The organism is Microbacterium sp. VKM Ac-2870 (genome assembly GCF_015350795.1).
Taxonomy (GTDB): domain Bacteria; phylum Actinomycetota; class Actinomycetes; order Actinomycetales; family Microbacteriaceae; genus Microbacterium.
In genome coordinates, this window is record NZ_JADKSH010000005.1 from 104,942 (window position 1) to 122,058 (window position 17,117).

Here is a 17,117-nt window from a genome sequence, read left to right on the forward strand (position 1 = left end):
CTCCTTGATCGTTCGGGTCAGGCTGCGATGGCATCGGTGAGCTTGGTGTAGGCGGCGGGGCGGCGCGCGCGGATCCAGGCCGCTTGGGCGTACCCCGCGAGCGGGAAGACGACGACCAATGCCAAGAGGAACCAGCTGAGGCCGCCGAAGCCGGGCGCACCGTCGGCATCCACGTCGCCGACCATGATCGGGAAGTAAGCGACGATCAGCACCGCCGACAGCACGAGCCCGACGAACCCGAGAGCGGGAGCGACCATCGTGTTCCACAGGCGGCGATCGATGCGGGTACGCGTGAAGTACGCGATCACGGCGACCGAGGTCACAGCCATCAGGATCGCGATCGCGAGCGTGGCCACACCGGCGAACCAGGTGAACACCTGAAGCACCGGATCCAGCTGAAACAGGGCGAACACGACGACCAGGACGGCGGCCGTGGCGCTCTGGACGAGAGACGAGACGTGCGGCGACAGGTGACGGTGGTGCACGCCCGACAGCCGCTCGGGCAGCACGCCGGCCGTGGCCATGGAGTGCTGATAGCGCGTGATCACGTTGTGAAACGACAGCACGCACGCGAACATCGACGTGATCAGCAGCACGTTCGTGATGATCTCCCCCGCGTTTCCGAGGTAGGTGGCCATGGTCCGCAGGATGAGGCTGCCGGGATCAGCCGCTGCCGCGTCGACGACGCCGCTCGGTCCCCATGCCATCACCAGCCCCCATGAGGCCACCGTGTAGAAGACGCCGATGCCGATGACTGCCATGTAGGTCGCACGCGGGATCGTCTTGTGAGGATCGCGAGCCTCGTCGCGGAAGATGGCCGTCGCCTCGAATCCGATGAACGCCGCGATGGCGAACATCAGACCGACGCCGGGTGAGCCGCTTGCGATCGCTGTCGGGGCGAAAGGTGCGAGGCTCAAGCCCTCCGGCGCACGGAAGAGGACGACCACGACCAGCACCACGACCACTCCCACCTCGGCGATGAGCAGGACTGCGAGCACCTTGCTCGACAGATCGATGTGGCGATAGCCCAGGACGCCGGCGACACCGATCACGAGGAGCGAGAACAGCCACCACGGCAGCGAAACGCCGGTGTAGGTGGCGAGCGTGTAGGAGAGGATGTAGCCGATGTAGCCGTAGACCGATACCTGGATCGCCGTGTACGTCAGCATGGCGATCCATGCGGCGGCCAACCCCGTCGAGCGACCGAGTCCGTATCCGACGTAGGTGAAGAACGCTCCCGGCCGCGGGATGTGACGCGACATGGCCGCCAATCCGACTGAGAACAGCAGCAGTATCACTGCACTGACGGCATACAGCGCCGGGAACCCGACGCCGTTTCCGAGAAGGATGCCGAGTGGCGCCGCCCCTCCGACGACCGTCAGCGGTGAGGCTGCGGCTACCACCATGAAGACGATGGCGGTGGCACCGAGCGAGCCGGACAGAGCCCGCGGCGAGCCGGCGGCGGCTTCGGCGGGCGAATCGAGTGTGGTCATTGAGCTCTCCTGAGTCGGGCCGGGAAAAAGCGATGAGCCGATACTCGCCTCGTCCGATCACGCGGCTGTCTCGGCTGCGCGAAACTCTGGGCACGCGAAACGGGACCGGGCGCTCCCGCTGTCTCATTCGGGAGAAACGGTCAGGAAACACGGCAGACCTGCCGCGGCAACGACGCCGCCCTACTATCGGCGGTCGAGGAGGGTCCATGACCGCACTGGAGCGCGCGATCCGCAGTCCCGTGCCCGTTCGGGACTTCGGCGGCCGATCACCGTTGCACGGCCTCGATCGCCGCAGCGTCGGTTTCGTCGATGTGATGGCGCAATCGGTCTCCGCCGTCGCACCGGCTGCTGCCGCGACGACCGTCACCGTTCTGGTGGCGGGTGTCTCCCCGGGCGGGGTGATCGTGTCGATCCTCCTCGCAGGTGTGCTCAGTCTGCTCGTCGCCTCGACGGTCGGGCAGTTCGCGCATCGGCTCGCAGCATCCGGCGCGCTGTACACGTACTCAGCGCGCGGGCTCGGCCCGGTGGGCGGACTCGCGACGGGGGCGGCGGCCGTTGTCGGCTACGGCGCGGTCGCGATGTTCGCGCTCCTCGGCGGCGCGTATTACACGGCGCTGATGCTGAGACCTCTGTGGCCGAGCGTCGACGGCCCGCTCGGCATCGGCTCGATTCTGCTTGCGGAGGCGGGGCTGCTGGCGCTCGTGCTCGTGCGCGGCATCCGCATCTCCGCACGCGTGGCCCTGCTCGTCGAGGTCGCTTCCGTGCTGCTCATCGTCGCGTTGCTCGTGGTGCTCCTGACACGCATGGGTTCCATCGACCTCGGGGCGCTGCTGCCGTCGCACAACGAGGACTCACCGCTCGGCGTGGGCGCGGGAGCGCTCATCGCGCTGACGGCCTACGTCGGCTTCGAGAGCGCGGCAACGCTTGGCGTCGAGGCGCGCGCACCGCTGCGGTCGATCCCCCGCGCGGTGCGGGCCACCGTCGTGATGTCGCTCCTGCTCTACCTCCTGGCGGCAATCGCGCAGGTCGCCGGCTTCGCCGCGCTCGGCCGCGACTTCGCGGCGAGCGCTTCTCCTCTGAACGAGCTCGCGGACGCCTTCGGTGTCGGGGGGTGGGCGAGCATCGCTGATCTCGGCATTGCCGCATCCTTCCTCGCCTGCGCCATCGGTTCGACGACGGCGCTCGCCCGCGTCCTGTTCGCGATGGGACGCGATGGGGTCGTGCCCCGCGTCGTCGGGCGCACGCACGCGCGCTTCGGGACGCCGATCGGCGCGATCGGCGTCGCACTGCCCGTCGTGGTCGGCGTTCCGCTGAGCCTCGTCGGATGCGGGGTGGAACTGCGCGACGCGATGCATCTCACGATCGCCGTGGGCGGCATCGGTTACATCGTGTCGTACGTGTTCGCCTGCGTCGCGGCACCGCTGTTCCTCCGCCGCATCGGCGAACTCACTCCCACCGTCGCGGTGATCGCCGTGTGCGCCGCCGCCGCCCTCACGGGTGCGGTGATCGGTTTCGCGGCGGCGGATATGGCGGCTGGAAGCGTGTCGGTGTGGGTCGCCGCCGGCATCGGGGCTGTCTCGACGGTGCTGATCGCGTGGCGTCTGCGACGCCCTCTCGGTCCTCTGGGGGCGTACGACGTACCCGTCGCCGCCGCCGTTCTCGGCGGTGTCGCGCGGGATCAGCGGGATGGCTGAGACACGGGCGGGCCGCGCCGAGCCGGCGCTCTCTGCGCGACAGCCGCGCGCCATCCATACCGCGCTCACGGTGTTGGAGGCAGTCGCGGAGCTCGGCGCCGGAGTCACAGCCAAGGAACTCTCCGCCCGGCTCACTCTTCCTCGCGCGACGACCTACCGCCTGCTCAATCTGCTGGTGCAGGACGAGTACCTCGTCCGCACGCCCGACCTCTCTGGATTCGCGCTGGGCGCGAAGGTTGCTCAGCTGGCGGCGGCGGCCGTCCCCCGGCGTCTCCCCACGCTCGCGCGCGATATCGTCGCCGACGTGCGCGGGGAGATGCGTGGCGGCATCCACGTCGCTGCCTACGACGACCGTCGCCTACAGCTTCTGGACGAAGACCCGGACTTCCCGTTCAGCGACCCCGTGCGGCTCGCACGTGAGCCGGAGCGTTACGCCCTGGGGGCGCTCATGCTCCTCGCGGCGGGCGATGACGGATCTGTCGCCGCTGCCGCGCGCATCGAGCTCTCGCACATCGGCGGCGTGCGTCGCGTCGATGCCACTGTCGTCGGCTACGGCTGCCTCGCCGTGCCCCTGCACCGCTCCGACGGCGGCATCGCGGGAGCAATCGCCTTCGCCGGGCCGCGGCACCGAGTCGTGGATGCCGACGACGTTCTCGCCCGCCTCGCTCCCGTTGCAGAACGCCTCGCTCCCTACATCGCGTGAGCGCCGGTCGACGACATGGACGGCACGGGAAAGCTCGGTGTCCCAGTTGGTCGCGACGAGGCGTCGCGGGCCTCAGACCGTGACGTGCATCGCCGCACACTCGCGCAGGTGCGCGCCGCCCTCCTAGGAGTCGATACCGAGGTTCGCGTCGTCGCCGAGCAACCCGCTCACCACCGGCACGTTGCCCGTGATGACGGGAATGCTCGTGGTCATGGTGGGTACCGATGCCGACAGCAGCGTGCCGTCTTCGCGCAGCGCATCGCCGATGTCGCTGATCGTCGGGCGCCCCGACAGCATCGGGCCCTGACCTCGCAGCGGCACGGTGAGTGAAGCCCCGGGCTCGATCACCAGCGGCTCACCGCGCACCGAGAACGAGACGGGCTGGCCCTGGCCGGCCTCGACGCGCATCCGGTCGGCGGTGACCTCCACCGTCAGCGGCGTGCCCTGCCACTGCAACCGGAAAGACAGCGACGGCCAGTCCTTCGGAAGGCGCGGGTCGAAGCTCAGCTCACCGTAGTGGTCGCGCATGCCACCGAAGCCGGCCACGAGCGCCGTCCACACGCCACCCGCCGATGCGACGTGAACGCCGTCTGCGGCGTTGTGATGGAGGTCGCCGAGGTCGACGAAGATCGACTGCGAGAAGTACTCCAGCGCGAGGTCCTGATACCCGACTTCGGCAGCCAGGATGGCCTGCACCACCGCAGACAGTGTCGAATCGCCGGTCGTGAGCGGGTCGTAGTACTCGAAGTCGGCGAGTTTCTCGTCGTCGGTGAAGTGGTTGCCCTGCAGATACAGCGCGAGCACGACGTCGGCCTGCTTCAGCACCTGGTAGCGGTAGATCACCAGGGGGTGGAAGTGCAGCAGCAGCGGACGCTGCTCGGGCGGTGTGTTCTCCAGATCCCATACCTCGCGCTCGAGGAAGACCTCGTCTTGAGGGTGGATGCCGAGTCCCTCGCTGTACGGGATGTGCATCGCCTCGGCGGCGGCATCCCACGCGTCTGCCTCGGCCGGGTCGAACGAGAGCCGCTGCACCATCTGCGCGTACTCTTCGGGTGCCCTCTCCGCGATCTCGCGCACCACCCGTGCGGCGAACCGCAGGTTGAATCGCGCCATGACGTTCGTGAAGAGGTTGTCGTTGACGACCGTCGTGTACTCGTCGGGTCCGGTGACACCGTGGATGTGGAACACCTCGGGCTGGCCGTCTTCGGTGTAGCGCCAGAAGCCGAGTGTCGCCCACAGCCGCGCCGTCTCCACGGCGATGTCCACACCCTCGCGGTAAAGGAACTCGTCGTCTCCGGTCGCGCGCACGTACTTGGCAAGAGCAAAGCTGACGTCGGCGTTGATGTGGTACTGCGCGGTGCCGGCAGCGTAATAGGCCGAGGCCTCCTCGCCGCTGATGGTGCGCCAGGGGAACAGGGCGCCGGCCTCGTTCAGCTGAGCGGCCCGACGCCGGGCGGCCGGAAGCATGAGGTAGCGCATCCGCAGTGCGTTGCGTGCCCACAGCGGGGTCGTGTACATCAGGAACGGGAGCACGTAGATCTCGGTGTCCCAGAAGTAGTGACCGCTGTATCCCGAACCCGACACACCCTTGGCGGGAACCCCCTGCCCGTCCGCACGCGCCGCGGCCTGCGCGAGCTGGAACAGGCACCACCGGGTGGCCTGCTGCAGATCGTCGCGGCCGCCGATGACGACGTCGGAGCGATCCCAGAACGCGCTCATCCACTCGCGCTGGCGTTCGAACTGCCGCTCGACGCCCTCGGCGCCGACCCGGTCGAGGGCACGGCGCCCACGATCGACCAATTCCCGTGCGGGGACACCGCGCGAGGTGTGATAACTGACCAGCTTCGTGACCGTCACCGGCACGCCGGCCTTGGCCTGCACGCGGTAGACGTTCTTCGCGATGTCGGGCTCGACGAGAGTGCGCGACGAGTACTCGTTGTCGGTCTCGATGAGATGGTCGGCGACGACCGCGATCGTCATCCCGGACGCCGTGACGCGATACGCGAGCGCCGCGCGGTCACCCGACTGCCAGTACTCCTCGGGCTGCAGAACCCGGTCTTCGATTTTCTCGGCCTTGCGCGGATCGAACCCCTTGGCGCGCCCGTTTCCCGGAGCCGCACCGCCGTAGACGTCCTCACCGTCTTGGCGGTTGATGAGATGGCAGGTCACGGTGACGGGTGCGTCGCTGTTGAGCACGGTGACGGTCACTCGCATGATCGCGAGATGGCGCTCTTCGAACGACACCATGCGCTCGAAATCGACCACGACGTCCTTGCCGCTGGGCGTCATCCACCGCACGTGGCGGGTCATCACACCCTGCCGCATATCGAGCGCGCGCTCGTACTCCCGGATGTCGGAGACATCGAACGACAGCGGCTCATCGTCGACGTAGACGCGCATGACCTTGGCATCCGGCGCGTTGATGATCGTCTGGCCGACCTCGGCGAAACCGTAGGCCTGCTCGGCGTGCCGGATCGGGAAGATCTCGTGGAAGCCGTTGATGAAGGTACCGTGCTCGTGCGCGTACCGCCCCTCCGGCTGGTTGCCGCGCAACCCGAGATACCCGTTGCCGAGCGCGAACAGCGTCTCGGTGACACCGACGTCGTCGAGCGAGAAGCGCTTTTCGACCAGACGCCACGGGTCGACCGGGAAACGATCGCGATCCAAAGTGTGCATCCCTTCGTGGTTCCGGGCGGTCATGGGGTGACGAATGCCGAGAGGTCGTCGACGACGAGCGTCGCGCCGAGGTCGAGGAGAGCCTGCGCGCCCGCACCGCGATCGACGCCCACGACTAGGCCGAAACCGGCGGCGACCGCCGAGGCCACACCCGAGTGCGCGTCTTCGATCGCGGCGCTGCGCGCAGGGTCGACGCCCAGTGCCCGGGCACCGGCGGCGAACATGTCGGGGGCGGGCTTGGAGCGCAGGCCGTCGCGAGCGGAGACGACGCCGTCGACCACGATCGCGAAGAAGTCGCGGATGCCGGCGACGGCGAGGACCTCTTCGGCGTTCTTCGAGCTCGACACGACGCCGATCGGCGTGCCGGCCGCGCGCAACTGCTCGATGAGCGCCAGCGATCCGGGATACGGCGCGATCCCCTCGGTGCGCAGTACGCGGGCGAAGAACTCGTTCTTGCGGTTGCCGATGCCGCAGACGGTGTCGGCGGTCGGCGGGTCGCTGGGGTCGCCCCACGGCACCTCGAGGTCACGCGAACGCAACAGGCTCGCGACGCCGTCGTAGCGCTGCATGCCGTCGAGGTGGCGGTAGTAGTCCGCCTCTGTGTACGGGGGTTCGATCCCCCACGCGACGAAGAGGTCGGTGAACATCGTCTGCCAGGCGTGCATGTGCACCTCGGCGGTCGGCGTCAAGACGCCGTCGAGGTCGAACAGAACACCGTCGAGAGCGCAGAGGTCGGGAAGCTCGGCTGTCACGGACTCAGCGTAGTGGGCGCCTGTGACCGGGTCGTGACAGCGCGCTTCGCTGCGGCCCGCACCGCTTTCATTCGCCGACGACGGCCAGGGTCTGCCGAGCGATCTCGAGCTCTTCGTTCGTGGGGACCACCAGCACGGTGACCGCCGAGTCATCGGTGGAGATCCTGCGGATGCCGCGCTCGCGCGGCTCGTTGCGCGCGGGATCGATGTGGATGCCGAGGAAGCCGAGCGTCGCCATCGCCTCCGCGCGCACGAGAGGCGAGTTCTCCCCTACGCCCGCGGTGAACGAGATGACATCCACCCCGCCCAGCTGGGCGATGTAGGCACCGATGTAGGCGCGGAGGCGGTGGATGTACACGTCGAAGGCGAGCATGGCCGCCCCGGCGCCCTCGGCGCGACGGTCTTCGATGTCGCGCATGTCGGAAACACCGGCGAGGCCGACCATGCCGCTGTGCTTGTTGAGGAAGTCGTCGAGATCCCCCGGGCTCATCTCCTCGCGGCGAGCGAGCACCAGCAGCACCGACGGGTCGAGGTCGCCCGAGCGCGTGCCCATCACGAGACCTTCCAGCGGCGTGAGACCCATGGAGGTATCGACCGAGTGGCCGCCGTCGATCGCGGTGATCGATGCGCCGTTGCCGAGGTGCAGCACGAGCTGCTTGATCTCGCGCAGCGGACGGCCGACATACTCGGCCGCCGCCTCGCTCACAAACTTGTGGCTGGTGCCGTGGAAGCCGTAGCGGCGGATGCGGTGCTTGCGGGCGATGGTCTGATCGATGGCGTACGTGTAGGCCGCCGGTGGGAGGGTCTGGTGGAATGCCGTGTCGAAAACCGCCACATGCGGCAGGTCGGGAAAGGCCGCGCGCGCCGCGCGCACACCCTGCACCGCACCGGGGTTGTGCAGCGGGGCGAGCACCGAGAGCTCGTCGATGTTGATCTCGACGAGGTCGTCGATGAGCGTCGGGCGGAAGAAGCGCGCGCCGCCCTGCACGACGCGGTGACCGACCGCGGTCGGTGCCTCTTCCTGCAGCGACGGACCGTACTCCTCGAACGCGTCGAGCATCACCTGGAAGCCAGCGGTGTGGTCGGGGATGGGCAGTTCGCGCGAGAAGTCGGCATCCCCGGCCTTGTGTCGAGCGAAACCGAGCGGCTGACCGATCCGTTCGACGAGGCCTGACGCCAGCGCGGTCTGCGACTCGACGTCGACGAGCTGGTATTTGAACGACGAGGAGCCGCTGTTGATGACGAGGACGACGGTCATGCGTTCATTCCTTGCTGCTGAGGATCCTGTGCCTGGATCGCGGTGATCGCGATGGTGTTGACGATGTCTTCGACAAGCGCGCCTCGGGAGAGGTCGTTGATCGGCTTGTTGAGCCCCTGGAGGACCGGCCCCATCGCGACCGCGCCGGCGGAGCGCTGCACCGCCTTATAGGTGTTGTTGCCGGTGTTCAGATCGGGGAAGACGAACACCGTGGCGCGTCCCGCGACATCCGAGTCGGGCATCTTGGCCCGTGCCACGGCCGCGTCGGCCGCCGCGTCGTACTGGATGGGGCCTTCGACCAGCAGCTGAGGTGCACGCTCGCGCACGAATGCCGTCGCCTGGCGCACCTTGTCGACATCCTCGCCCGAACCGGACTCACCGGTCGAGTACGACAGCATCGCGATGCGCGGGTCGATGCCGAACTGGCGCGCCGTGGCGGCGGACGAGATCGCGATGTCGGACAGCTGCGTCGCGGACGGGTCGGGAATGACCGCACAGTCGCCGTAGACGAGCACCCGGTCGGCGAGCGCCATGAGGAAGACGCTCGAGACGACGGAGACTCCGGGACGGGTCTTGATGATCTCGAATGCCGGGCGGATCGTGTGGGCCGTGGTGTGGGCCGCACCGGAGACCATGCCGTCGGCGAGTCCGAGGTGCACCATCATCGTTCCGAAGTACGAGACATCGGTGATCGTGTCGGCGGCTTTCTCGTAGGTGATGCCCTTGTGCTTGCGCAGCTCGGCGTACTCCTCGGCGAACCGGTGGACGATCTCGGGATCGAAGGGGCTGAGCACCTGCGCCGCTGCGAGGTCGAGTCCGAGCTCGACCGCGCGACCGCGCACCTCGGCTTCGTCGCCGAGGATCGTGAGGTCGGCGATGCCGCGGGCGAGCACCGTCGCTGCCGCCTTGAGCACTCGGTCGTCGCCGCCCTCGGGCAGCACGATGCGCTTACGCTCGGTGCGTGCCCGCTCCAGCAGCTGGTACTCGAACATGAGCGGCGTGACGACGGTGGAGTGCGCGAGACCGAGCGCCCGGGTGAACTCGTCGGTGTCGACGTTCTGCTCGAACAGGGCGAGCGCCGTGTCGAAGCGGCGCTGCGATCCGGCGGCGAGCCGGCCGCGCGTTCCCATCACCCGCACCGCGGTGTCGTACGTGTCGAGATCGGTCTGGATGATGGGCAGGGGCGAGTCGAGACCCACCATGAGGTCCTGCACCGCCGGCGGCAGCGGGAAAGGCCCGTTGAGGATGATGCCCGCGATCGAGGGGAACGTGCCCGACGAGTTGGCCAGCAGCAGACCGAGGAGCACTTCGGTGCGGTCGGCGGGAACGATCACGACCGCGCCCTCGGTGAGTCTCGGGAGGATGTTGTTCAGCGACATGCCCGCGATCACGACGTCGAACACCTCGCGCGTCAGCAGGGCCTCGTCACCACGCAGCAGCGCACCGCCGAGAGTGAGCATGATGTCGCGCACGGCGGGAGCGACGAGCAAGAGGTCTTCGGGGATCGACCACACGGCGACCGCCGCCTCGCGGTTGCCGTCGACGGCGGGCACATCCCGCACGACGGCACCGATCGCGCGGTTGATCTCGTCGAGTCGGTCGGGGTCGGCGCGGTTCGTGATCACCGCGAACAGTTCCGCGCGCTGATGGGTGATGTCGGTCAGCGCGAGCTCGGTGAGCTGGGCGAGCTGCTGCGGCGTGCGCGCTTCGCTGACCCCCAGGCGGTCGCCCTCATGGCCGCGACCGTTGAGGACGACGAGCACCGGAGCACCCAGGTTGGCGGCGATACGCGCGTTGTAACCAAGTTCGCTGGTCGACCCCACATCGGTGAAGTCGCTGCCGACGACGACCACGGCGTCGCACTTCGCCTCGACGGCCTTGAACCTCTCGACGATGCGCGACAGAGCGGCATCCGGGTCGCGGCGCACATCGTCGTACGTGACGCCGACCGACTCTTCGTAGTCGAGGTCGACGCCGATGTGCCCGAGCAACATCTCGAGCACGTAGTCGCGCTCATCGGTCGATCGCGCGATCGCTCGGAAGACGCCCACGCGGGGGGTCGAACGAGTCAGTGCGTCGAGCACTCCGAGGACGATCGTCGACTTGCCGGACAGGCCCTCGGTGGAGGTGATATAGATGCTCTGTGCCACACGATCCAGCCTATGTTGGCACCCGATGCCCCCGTGGGGGATCTGCCGGAGAAAACCTTCCGCTTCCCCTGAAAACCCTCTGCCTCTGAACGCCTGTCGTCGATGCTCCCGGGCAAAAGAAAGACTCTCCGCGAACCCGGCAGAGCCCGGTTACCCTTGCTACGTTTCCGTCCTGGGGGAGTTGGCCTGGGTGCCGCCTCGCGGAGAGCTGTGTGCCAGTTTACCCGACGACGGACCCGGGGCTCGCCAGAGCGGGTTAGCATCGAGCAAGCACCGCCGCTGAGACAGGGAGACGCATGCCCGACCACCCGCTCACCGCCGATTCGTTCGCCCGAGCCGCCGAGGCGGTCGAAGCCTCCGTCACGCGCGTGATCGACGGCAAGCCCGACGCCGTGCGCGCCGCGCTCGTCTGTCTCCTGGCCGAAGGTCATCTCCTCATCGAGGACGTCCCCGGCGTCGGCAAGACCATGCTGGCGCGGGCCCTCGCGGCATCCGTCGATGCGAGCGTGCGCCGCATCCAGTTCACGCCCGACCTGCTGCCCGGCGACGTCACGGGAGTGAGTGTCTACAACCCGGTCGATCGCGAGTTCGAGTTCAAGGCGGGGGCGATCTTCGCCCAGATCGTGATCGCCGACGAAATCAACCGGGCATCGCCCAAGACACAGTCAGCCCTCCTCGAGGCGATGGAGGAACGGCAGGTGACGGTGGATGGCACGAGCCACCGCCTGGCCGAACCGTTCCTCGTCGTCGCGACGCAGAACCCGCTCGAGATGGAGGGCACATACGCGCTGCCCGAGGCTCAGCGCGACCGCTTCATGATGCGCATCTCGATGGGCTATCCGGATGCCGCGAGTGAAGCGCTGATGCTGCGCCAGCGGGAGACCGTCAACCCGCTGGACAGCCTCTCCCCCGTTCTGGGCGCCGCCGACGTCCGCGCATTGATCGCGTGGGCGCGCGGCGTGCACGTCTCACCCGCCGTCGAGGAGTACGCGGTCGGGCTCGCCCGAGCCACCCGCGAGCACGGCGACCTTCGTCTGGGCGCCAGTCCTCGTGCGACGCTCCAGCTCGTGCGTGCGGCGAAGGTGCGCGCCGCGCTCGACGGGCGCGAGTTCGTCATTCCCGATGACGTCGCCGCACTCGTCGAACCCGTCTTCGCCCACCGTCTGATCGCCGCGCGCGGCACGGCGTCGGCCCGCGGTCGTTCGTCCGCCGACACGATCGGTGGCGTCTTGCGCGCCATCATCGGGTCGGTGCGGGTTCCGCTCGCCACCCGCTGAGGCTGCACATGTCGGCTTGGCCTCTCACCGCGCGCGGCACCGGCGCGGTGCTGCTGGCCGCCGTCTGCGGTGTGCTGTCCCAGCGCTTCGGCATCCCCGAACTGGCCTATGTCGGTGCACTCCTGGTCATCGCCGTCGCCGCCAGCGCGGCCACGCTCTATCTTGTGCCGCGCACCGGCCGCGTGACGCGCTCGTTCGCGCCGGACGTGGCCGCGGTCGGCACGGAGGTGCACGTGCGACTGCAGGTGCAGACGCGCTCCTCGCTTCCCTCCGGCGAGGGGCGTTGGCGCGATCAGCTGGCCGACGGCGTGGTGCCCGGTCCCGAAGACGGAGGCGAACCGAGCGGCGTGTTTCCCGCGATGGGCTCTGCCGTGGGCGGCGGAGCGACGGTCGAGCTGACGTACGTCGCACGCGCCGCGCGTCGCGGCATCCGCCGGGTGGGGCCGCTGTCGATCGTGTCGACCGACCCGTTCGGCTTCACGCGTCGGCGGCGCACCATCGGAGACAGCTCAGCGCTCGTGATCGTGCCGGAGATCGTCGAGCTCGCGGCCCTGACGGAGCTGCCCGGCGACGCCGGCGGCAGCACCCGCAGTGTCGTCGACCGGCTGGGACAGGGAGCCGACAATCTCATCCCGCGCACGTATGCACCGGGCGACTCGATGAGACGCATCCATTGGCGCGCGAGCGCGCACCGCGATGAGCTCATGGTGCGCCAGGAAGAGCAGGAGACCACGCCCGAAGCGGTCGTCGTCTTCGACCGCAGCGCCCAGCGCTGGCCCGTCGCGGCCGTTCGCGCGCCGGGCTCGGAGCCCGGGTTCGAGGTGGCGGTGTCCGCGTGTGTCTCGGCCGCGGCGTTGCTCGTGCGTGAGGGCTACGCCGTGACGGTGATCGACGCCGATGGGGCGGTGCTCTCCGATCCCATCGAAGCGGGTGACAGCGGCGGCGTCGAGCAGCTGGCCATCGCCCTGGCCACGGTGATGGCCCGCCGCGACCTCCCGCTGGAGGGGCTCGTTCGGCTGTTCACGGGGGTGTCGGCGGGGCCGGTCATCGTCGTGACCGGCGCGATCAATGAGGCGGATGCCGCGATACTCGCGCCCCTGCCCCATCACAGCACCCTGCCGGTGCTGCTGAGCGTGGCGGGCACCCCAGGCGCCCTGGCTCGGGCCGGTGGCGACGGGTGGCGGGTGTCGGCTCTGACGGAGACGGCCGACCTCGCAGCCGCCTGGTCGGACGCCATCGACGCGAACCGTCGAGGAGACCACCGTGTCATCGCGTGAGGGCACCCCGAGAACGAGACGCCGCCGCGCGCCGCGCGGACACGGCGAGGTGCGGCTGGTGCTCGCGCTGTGGATCGCGATCCTCAGCACACTGATCCCGCTGGCGCGCGTCGTGCAGAGCGGTCCGTGGCTCTGGGGCGCGGTGGTGCTCACGTTGGTCCTGCTGACCGTCGGCTACGGCCTCCGTCGACTGCCGATACCGACGACCGCGGTCACCCTGATCGAGCTGGCCGTGTGGGCGGGCGCCGTGACGGCGGTGTTCTTCCCGGGCAACGCGCTGCTGGGAGTCATCCCGACCGGCTCGGTGCTCGGAGAGCTTCCGGCGACGATCGCCGCGGCATCCACCACCATCGCCGAAGGCTCCGCACCGCTGCCGCCCTCCACTCCCCTGCTCTTCGTGATCGTCGCGTCGCTGGGTCTGCTCACGGTCGCGCTCGATCATGTCGTCGTCACGGCGCGGATGCCGCTGCTGGCGAGCGTCGCTCTCGTGGCGGTGTGGCTGATTCCGGCCATCGCGGTACCGGCGGGCGTCGATGTCGTGGCCTTCGTGCTGCTGGCGGCCGCGCTGCTGGTGCTGATCCGCGCCGAGACGCGCACACGCGAAGGACGGGCGACGCGAGGCCGGTCGGGGGGCGTGTCGGCGGTGGCCGTGACGATCGGAGCGGTGGCGATCGTCACCGCGCTCGCGATCGGGCCGGCGCTGCAGGCGGCGACGCCGGTCGCCGGTACCGGCACGACGACGATGATCGATCCGTCGCTCGACCTCGGCGCCGACCTTCGCCGACAGAGCAACGCGACCGTCCTCACCCTGCGCGGCGACGGCACGGCCGTCCCGTACCTGCGCGTCGCGACGTTGTCGGTCTTCGACGGCTCCGTGTGGCAACCCGACCGCACGAGCACCGTGGATCTGACAGCGGCTCCGTTTGCGGGCGTTGACGTGACGGACGACGTTTCCCCCGCCGTCGCGGTCCGCCAGGAACGCACGTCGATCACGGTGAAGAACCTCACCACCGCCTACGCCCCGGTGCCGTACGCGGCCACCGAGATCGACGGCCTTTCCGGCGGGTGGCAGTTCTCGCCCTACAACCGCACCGTCGTGGCGTCGCAGGGATCGACACAGGGCCAGCAGTACGACGTGGTGGCGGATGTCGTCGCGCCGACGCTCGAGCAGATCCGCGCGTCGTCGGCGGGCGGTGCGGGCCTGCGCATCGACGTGGATTCTGTTCCCGCCGACACCCCGCCCATCATCGGTGAGCTCGCCCGTCAGGTCACCGCCGGGGCCACGAACGACTACGACCGCCTCATCGCCCTGCAGGACTGGTTCCGCGGGCCCGAGTTCACGTACTCGCTCACCGCTCCCGTCGAGGACGGCTTCGACGGCCAGGGTTCGGACGCCGTGGCCGCGTTCCTCCAGGCGAAGACCGGGTACTGCGTGCACTTCGCGGGCGCGTTCGCGCTGATGGCGCGAAGCCTGGGCATGCCGACCCGCATCGTCGTGGGCTTCCTTCCCGGAACCTTCACGGGCCAGGTCGTCGACGGTCAGCGCGTGGTGGATGTCAGCGGCAGCCAGTTGCACGCGTGGCCCGAGGTGTACTTCCGCGGGATCGGCTGGGTGTCGTTCGAGCCCACGAAGAGCTTGGGAACGGCGACGCGGTTCCAGAGCGGCGCGGCTACCGAATCGGGGCTGCCTACCTCCGCCCCGAGCAACACGCCCAGCGCCGCGCCGAGCGCCGCCCCCAGCCAGAATGCCGCCGACCCGGCCGACCGCTCGGCCACGGATGCCGCAGCCTCCGGACCCGCCTTCATCGATCTGCGTCCGTTCCTCGGCATCCTCGCAGGCGTCATCATCCTCGCCCTGCTGCCGGGCGCGCTGGCCGCCGCCCGGCGTGGGGTGCTGCGTCGCCGGGGCACGGTCGCCGCCGCGTGGCGCCTGGTGCAGGATGCCGCGATCGATGACGGGGTGGCGGTGTCACCGTCGCAGACTCCGCGCGCGTTCGGGGCGGTACTCGCCGGCACGGCGGGCGCACCCCAGGATGCGGTCGCGCGCCTGGTGTGGGCGGTCGAGCGGGCGAACTACGCAGCCGCGGACGCCCCGGAGGCGGCCGGCGGTGAGTCCGTCGGTGTGCGGGCGGTGCAGGATGCCGTTGCCATCCGTACCGCGATGCTGGCCGCACTGGCGCCGGCGGCACGCGCCCGCGTGATCGCCCTGCCGCGTTCGCTGATCATCCGCCCGGGCTCCGCCTTCGCCGACCGCGACGCCACGGGCTGAGCAGGCCGCGGCGGTCAGCTGCGCGACAGCGCCGGAGCCTGGTCGTCGACGTCGTCGGCCGAGTCGTCCGCGAACGGCTCGCCGTCACGCGGTGCGTTGTACAGCTCCGTGTCGAGGATGCCCTCGCGCTTGGCGACGATCGTGGGCACCAGCGCCTGGCCCGCGACGTTGACCGCGGTGCGGCCCATGTCGAGGATCGGGTCGATCGCGAGCAGCAGTCCGACGCCCTCGAGCGGCAGACCCAGGGTGGACAGCGTGAGGGTCAGCATGACCGTCGCGCCCGTCGTGCCCGCGGTGGCCGCCGAGCCCACGACCGACACCAGAGCGATGAGCAGGAACGACACGAAGTTCAGCTCGACGCCGAAGAACTGCGCCACGAAGATCGCGGCGATGGCCGGGTAGATGGCGGCGCAGCCGTCCATCTTCGTCGTCGCCCCCAGCGGAACCGCGAACGACGCGTATTCGCGGGGCACGCCGAGGTTGCGCTCGGTGACGCGCTGGGTCAGCGGAAGGGTGCCGATCGACGAGCGCGACACGAAGCCGAGCTGCACGGCGGGCCAGACGCCGGAGAAGTACTGCTTGATCGACAGGCCGTGGCTCTTGATGAGGATCGGGTACACCACGAAGAGCACGAGAACGAGGCCGGCGTAGACAGCCACGACGAACCACACGAGCGTGAGGAGCTTGTCGGTGCCGTACTGCACGACGGCAGAGGCGATGAGGCCGAGCGTGCCGATGGGGGCGATGCGGATGATCCACCACAGCACGCGCTGGACGATCTTCAGCGACGACTGGGTGAACGAGACGAACGGCTCGGCGCGCTTGCCGACCTTGAGGGCTGCGATGCCGACCGCCACCGAGATGACGATGACCTGGAGCACGTTGAAGCCGACTGTCGAGGTGATGGAGCCCGAATCGCTCGCCGAGCTGGAGACGGTGAGGCCCAGGAAGTTCTGCGGGATGAGTCCCTTGAGGAAGTTCCACCACGTGCCGACCGTGTAGGGCTCGGCGGTCGTCAGCTGGTCGTGGGCGACCCGGTTGCCGGGCTGGATCGTGACGCCCAGCACCATGCCGATCGTCACCGCGATCAGCGCAGTGATGCCGAACCACAGCAGGGTCTGACCCGCCAGGCGCGCGGCGTTGGTCACGTTGCGCAGCTGGGTGATGCTGGCGACGACCGCGAGGAAGATCAGCGGCACGACGGCGGCCTTCAGGAGCGTGACGTACGCGTTGCCGATGGTCGACAGCGTCGCAGCGAGCCCGTTGGGGTTGCCTGCGGCATCCGGGCCGAGGTTCAGCGCGAGCACGCCGAGCAGGATGCCGGCGACGAGCGCAACCGTGATCTGGAAACCGAACGACCGGTAGAACGGCTTCTTCGGCTTGGGCTGACGCGCGGCGGGCACGGTGGTGCGGGTGGAACTCATAAGAAAGGTGAATCTCCTGATATCGGCGGCGGCCGCGGTGGCGGCCGGTGGCGACGGTGCGTCGCGGCGACGTTACGTCGTGGTGACGGTGGACGCGAAACACGATGACGGGATGTGACACCCCGCCGGATGGAACCAACGGGG

General features: G+C 69.2%; 11 protein-coding genes and 1 other RNA gene. 5 read left to right on the top strand and 7 right to left on the bottom strand.

What is annotated here, in order from left to right; translation table 11 throughout:
* Positions 1 to 17 precede the first annotated feature (17 nt).
* The gene (locus tag ITJ43_RS12575; protein ID WP_194584193.1) at positions 18 to 1,493 is read right to left on the bottom strand and encodes an APC family permease; all 1,476 of its coding nucleotides are present in this window, start codon (positions 1,491 to 1,493) and stop codon (positions 18 to 20) included.
* 206 nt (positions 1,494 to 1,699) lie between these two features.
* On the opposite strand from ITJ43_RS12575, the gene ITJ43_RS12580 reads away from it, so the two are divergent.
* Positions 1,700 to 3,187, top strand: a complete 1,488-nt coding sequence (locus ITJ43_RS12580) for an APC family permease (protein ID WP_194584194.1) — start codon at positions 1,700 to 1,702, stop codon at positions 3,185 to 3,187.
* Entirely contained in the window at positions 3,180 to 3,890 is a 711-nt protein-coding gene (locus ITJ43_RS12585; protein WP_194584195.1) for a helix-turn-helix domain-containing protein, read from the top strand. Before ITJ43_RS12580 ends, ITJ43_RS12585 begins: the two co-directional genes overlap by 8 nt.
* A gap of 123 nt (positions 3,891 to 4,013) precedes the next feature.
* Here the strand turns inward: ITJ43_RS12585 and ITJ43_RS12590 are convergent, their stop codons facing one another.
* From ITJ43_RS12590 to ffs, 5 genes are all read right to left on the bottom strand, one after another.
* A complete protein-coding gene (locus tag ITJ43_RS12590) occupies positions 4,014 to 6,566 on the bottom strand; it encodes a glycoside hydrolase family 65 protein (protein ID WP_194584196.1) in 2,553 nt (850 codons plus the stop codon).
* A 20-nt stretch (positions 6,567 to 6,586) separates the two neighbouring features.
* On the bottom strand, positions 6,587 to 7,318 hold the full coding sequence (locus ITJ43_RS12595) for an HAD family hydrolase (RefSeq protein WP_194584197.1): 732 nt from the start codon (positions 7,316 to 7,318) through the stop codon (positions 6,587 to 6,589).
* A gap of 67 nt (positions 7,319 to 7,385) precedes the next feature.
* Positions 7,386 to 8,576 carry an acetate/propionate family kinase gene (locus tag ITJ43_RS12600; protein WP_194584198.1) on the bottom strand — a complete coding sequence of 397 codons (1,191 nt, stop codon included), beginning with the start codon at positions 8,574 to 8,576 and terminating at the stop codon, positions 7,386 to 7,388.
* Entirely contained in the window at positions 8,573 to 10,726 is a 2,154-nt protein-coding gene (gene pta / locus ITJ43_RS12605; protein WP_194584199.1) for a phosphate acetyltransferase, read from the bottom strand. The genes ITJ43_RS12600 and pta overlap by 4 nt, the downstream gene beginning before the upstream one ends.
* A 116-nt stretch (positions 10,727 to 10,842) precedes the next feature.
* Positions 10,843 to 10,939: signal recognition particle sRNA small type (ffs, locus tag ITJ43_RS12610), an RNA gene on the bottom strand.
* Positions 10,940 to 11,022: 83 nt separating this feature from the next.
* Between ffs and ITJ43_RS12615 the strand changes: the two genes are divergently transcribed.
* Genes ITJ43_RS12615 through ITJ43_RS12625 form a run of 3 tightly spaced genes read left to right on the top strand, consistent with a single transcriptional unit; the run spans position 11,023 to position 15,549 of the window.
* Complete coding sequence (locus ITJ43_RS12615) at positions 11,023 to 12,003, top strand: AAA family ATPase (protein ID WP_194584200.1); 981 nt, start codon at positions 11,023 to 11,025, stop codon at positions 12,001 to 12,003.
* A gap of 8 nt (positions 12,004 to 12,011) precedes the next feature.
* Positions 12,012 to 13,280, top strand: a complete 1,269-nt coding sequence (locus tag ITJ43_RS12620) for a DUF58 domain-containing protein (RefSeq protein WP_194584201.1) — start codon at positions 12,012 to 12,014, stop codon at positions 13,278 to 13,280.
* Positions 13,267 to 15,549 carry a transglutaminase TgpA family protein gene (locus tag ITJ43_RS12625; protein ID WP_194584202.1) on the top strand — a complete coding sequence of 761 codons (2,283 nt, stop codon included), beginning with the start codon at positions 13,267 to 13,269 and terminating at the stop codon, positions 15,547 to 15,549. The genes ITJ43_RS12620 and ITJ43_RS12625 overlap by 14 nt, the downstream gene beginning before the upstream one ends.
* A 14-nt stretch (positions 15,550 to 15,563) precedes the next feature.
* Here the strand turns inward: ITJ43_RS12625 and ITJ43_RS12630 are convergent, their stop codons facing one another.
* The gene (locus tag ITJ43_RS12630) at positions 15,564 to 16,973 is read right to left on the bottom strand and encodes a dicarboxylate/amino acid:cation symporter (protein ID WP_194584203.1); all 1,410 of its coding nucleotides are present in this window, start codon (positions 16,971 to 16,973) and stop codon (positions 15,564 to 15,566) included.
* Positions 16,974 to 17,117 lie beyond the last annotated feature (144 nt).

Coding starts and splice junctions, on each gene's coding strand:
- ITJ43_RS12575 (WP_194584193.1), bottom strand. CDS start 1,493: ATGACCACACTCGATTCGCCCGCCGAAGCCGCCGCCGGCTCGCCGCGG.
- ITJ43_RS12580 (WP_194584194.1), top strand. CDS start 1,700: ATGACCGCACTGGAGCGCGCGATCCGCAGTCCCGTGCCCGTTCGGGAC.
- ITJ43_RS12585 (WP_194584195.1), top strand. CDS start 3,180: ATGGCTGAGACACGGGCGGGCCGCGCCGAGCCGGCGCTCTCTGCGCGA.
- ITJ43_RS12590 (WP_194584196.1), bottom strand. CDS start 6,566: ATGCACACTTTGGATCGCGATCGTTTCCCGGTCGACCCGTGGCGTCTG.
- ITJ43_RS12600 (WP_194584198.1), bottom strand. CDS start 8,576: ATGACCGTCGTCCTCGTCATCAACAGCGGCTCCTCGTCGTTCAAATAC.
- ITJ43_RS12615 (WP_194584200.1), top strand. CDS start 11,023: ATGCCCGACCACCCGCTCACCGCCGATTCGTTCGCCCGAGCCGCCGAG.
- ITJ43_RS12620 (WP_194584201.1), top strand. CDS start 12,012: ATGTCGGCTTGGCCTCTCACCGCGCGCGGCACCGGCGCGGTGCTGCTG.
- ITJ43_RS12630 (WP_194584203.1), bottom strand. CDS start 16,973: ATGAGTTCCACCCGCACCACCGTGCCCGCCGCGCGTCAGCCCAAGCCG.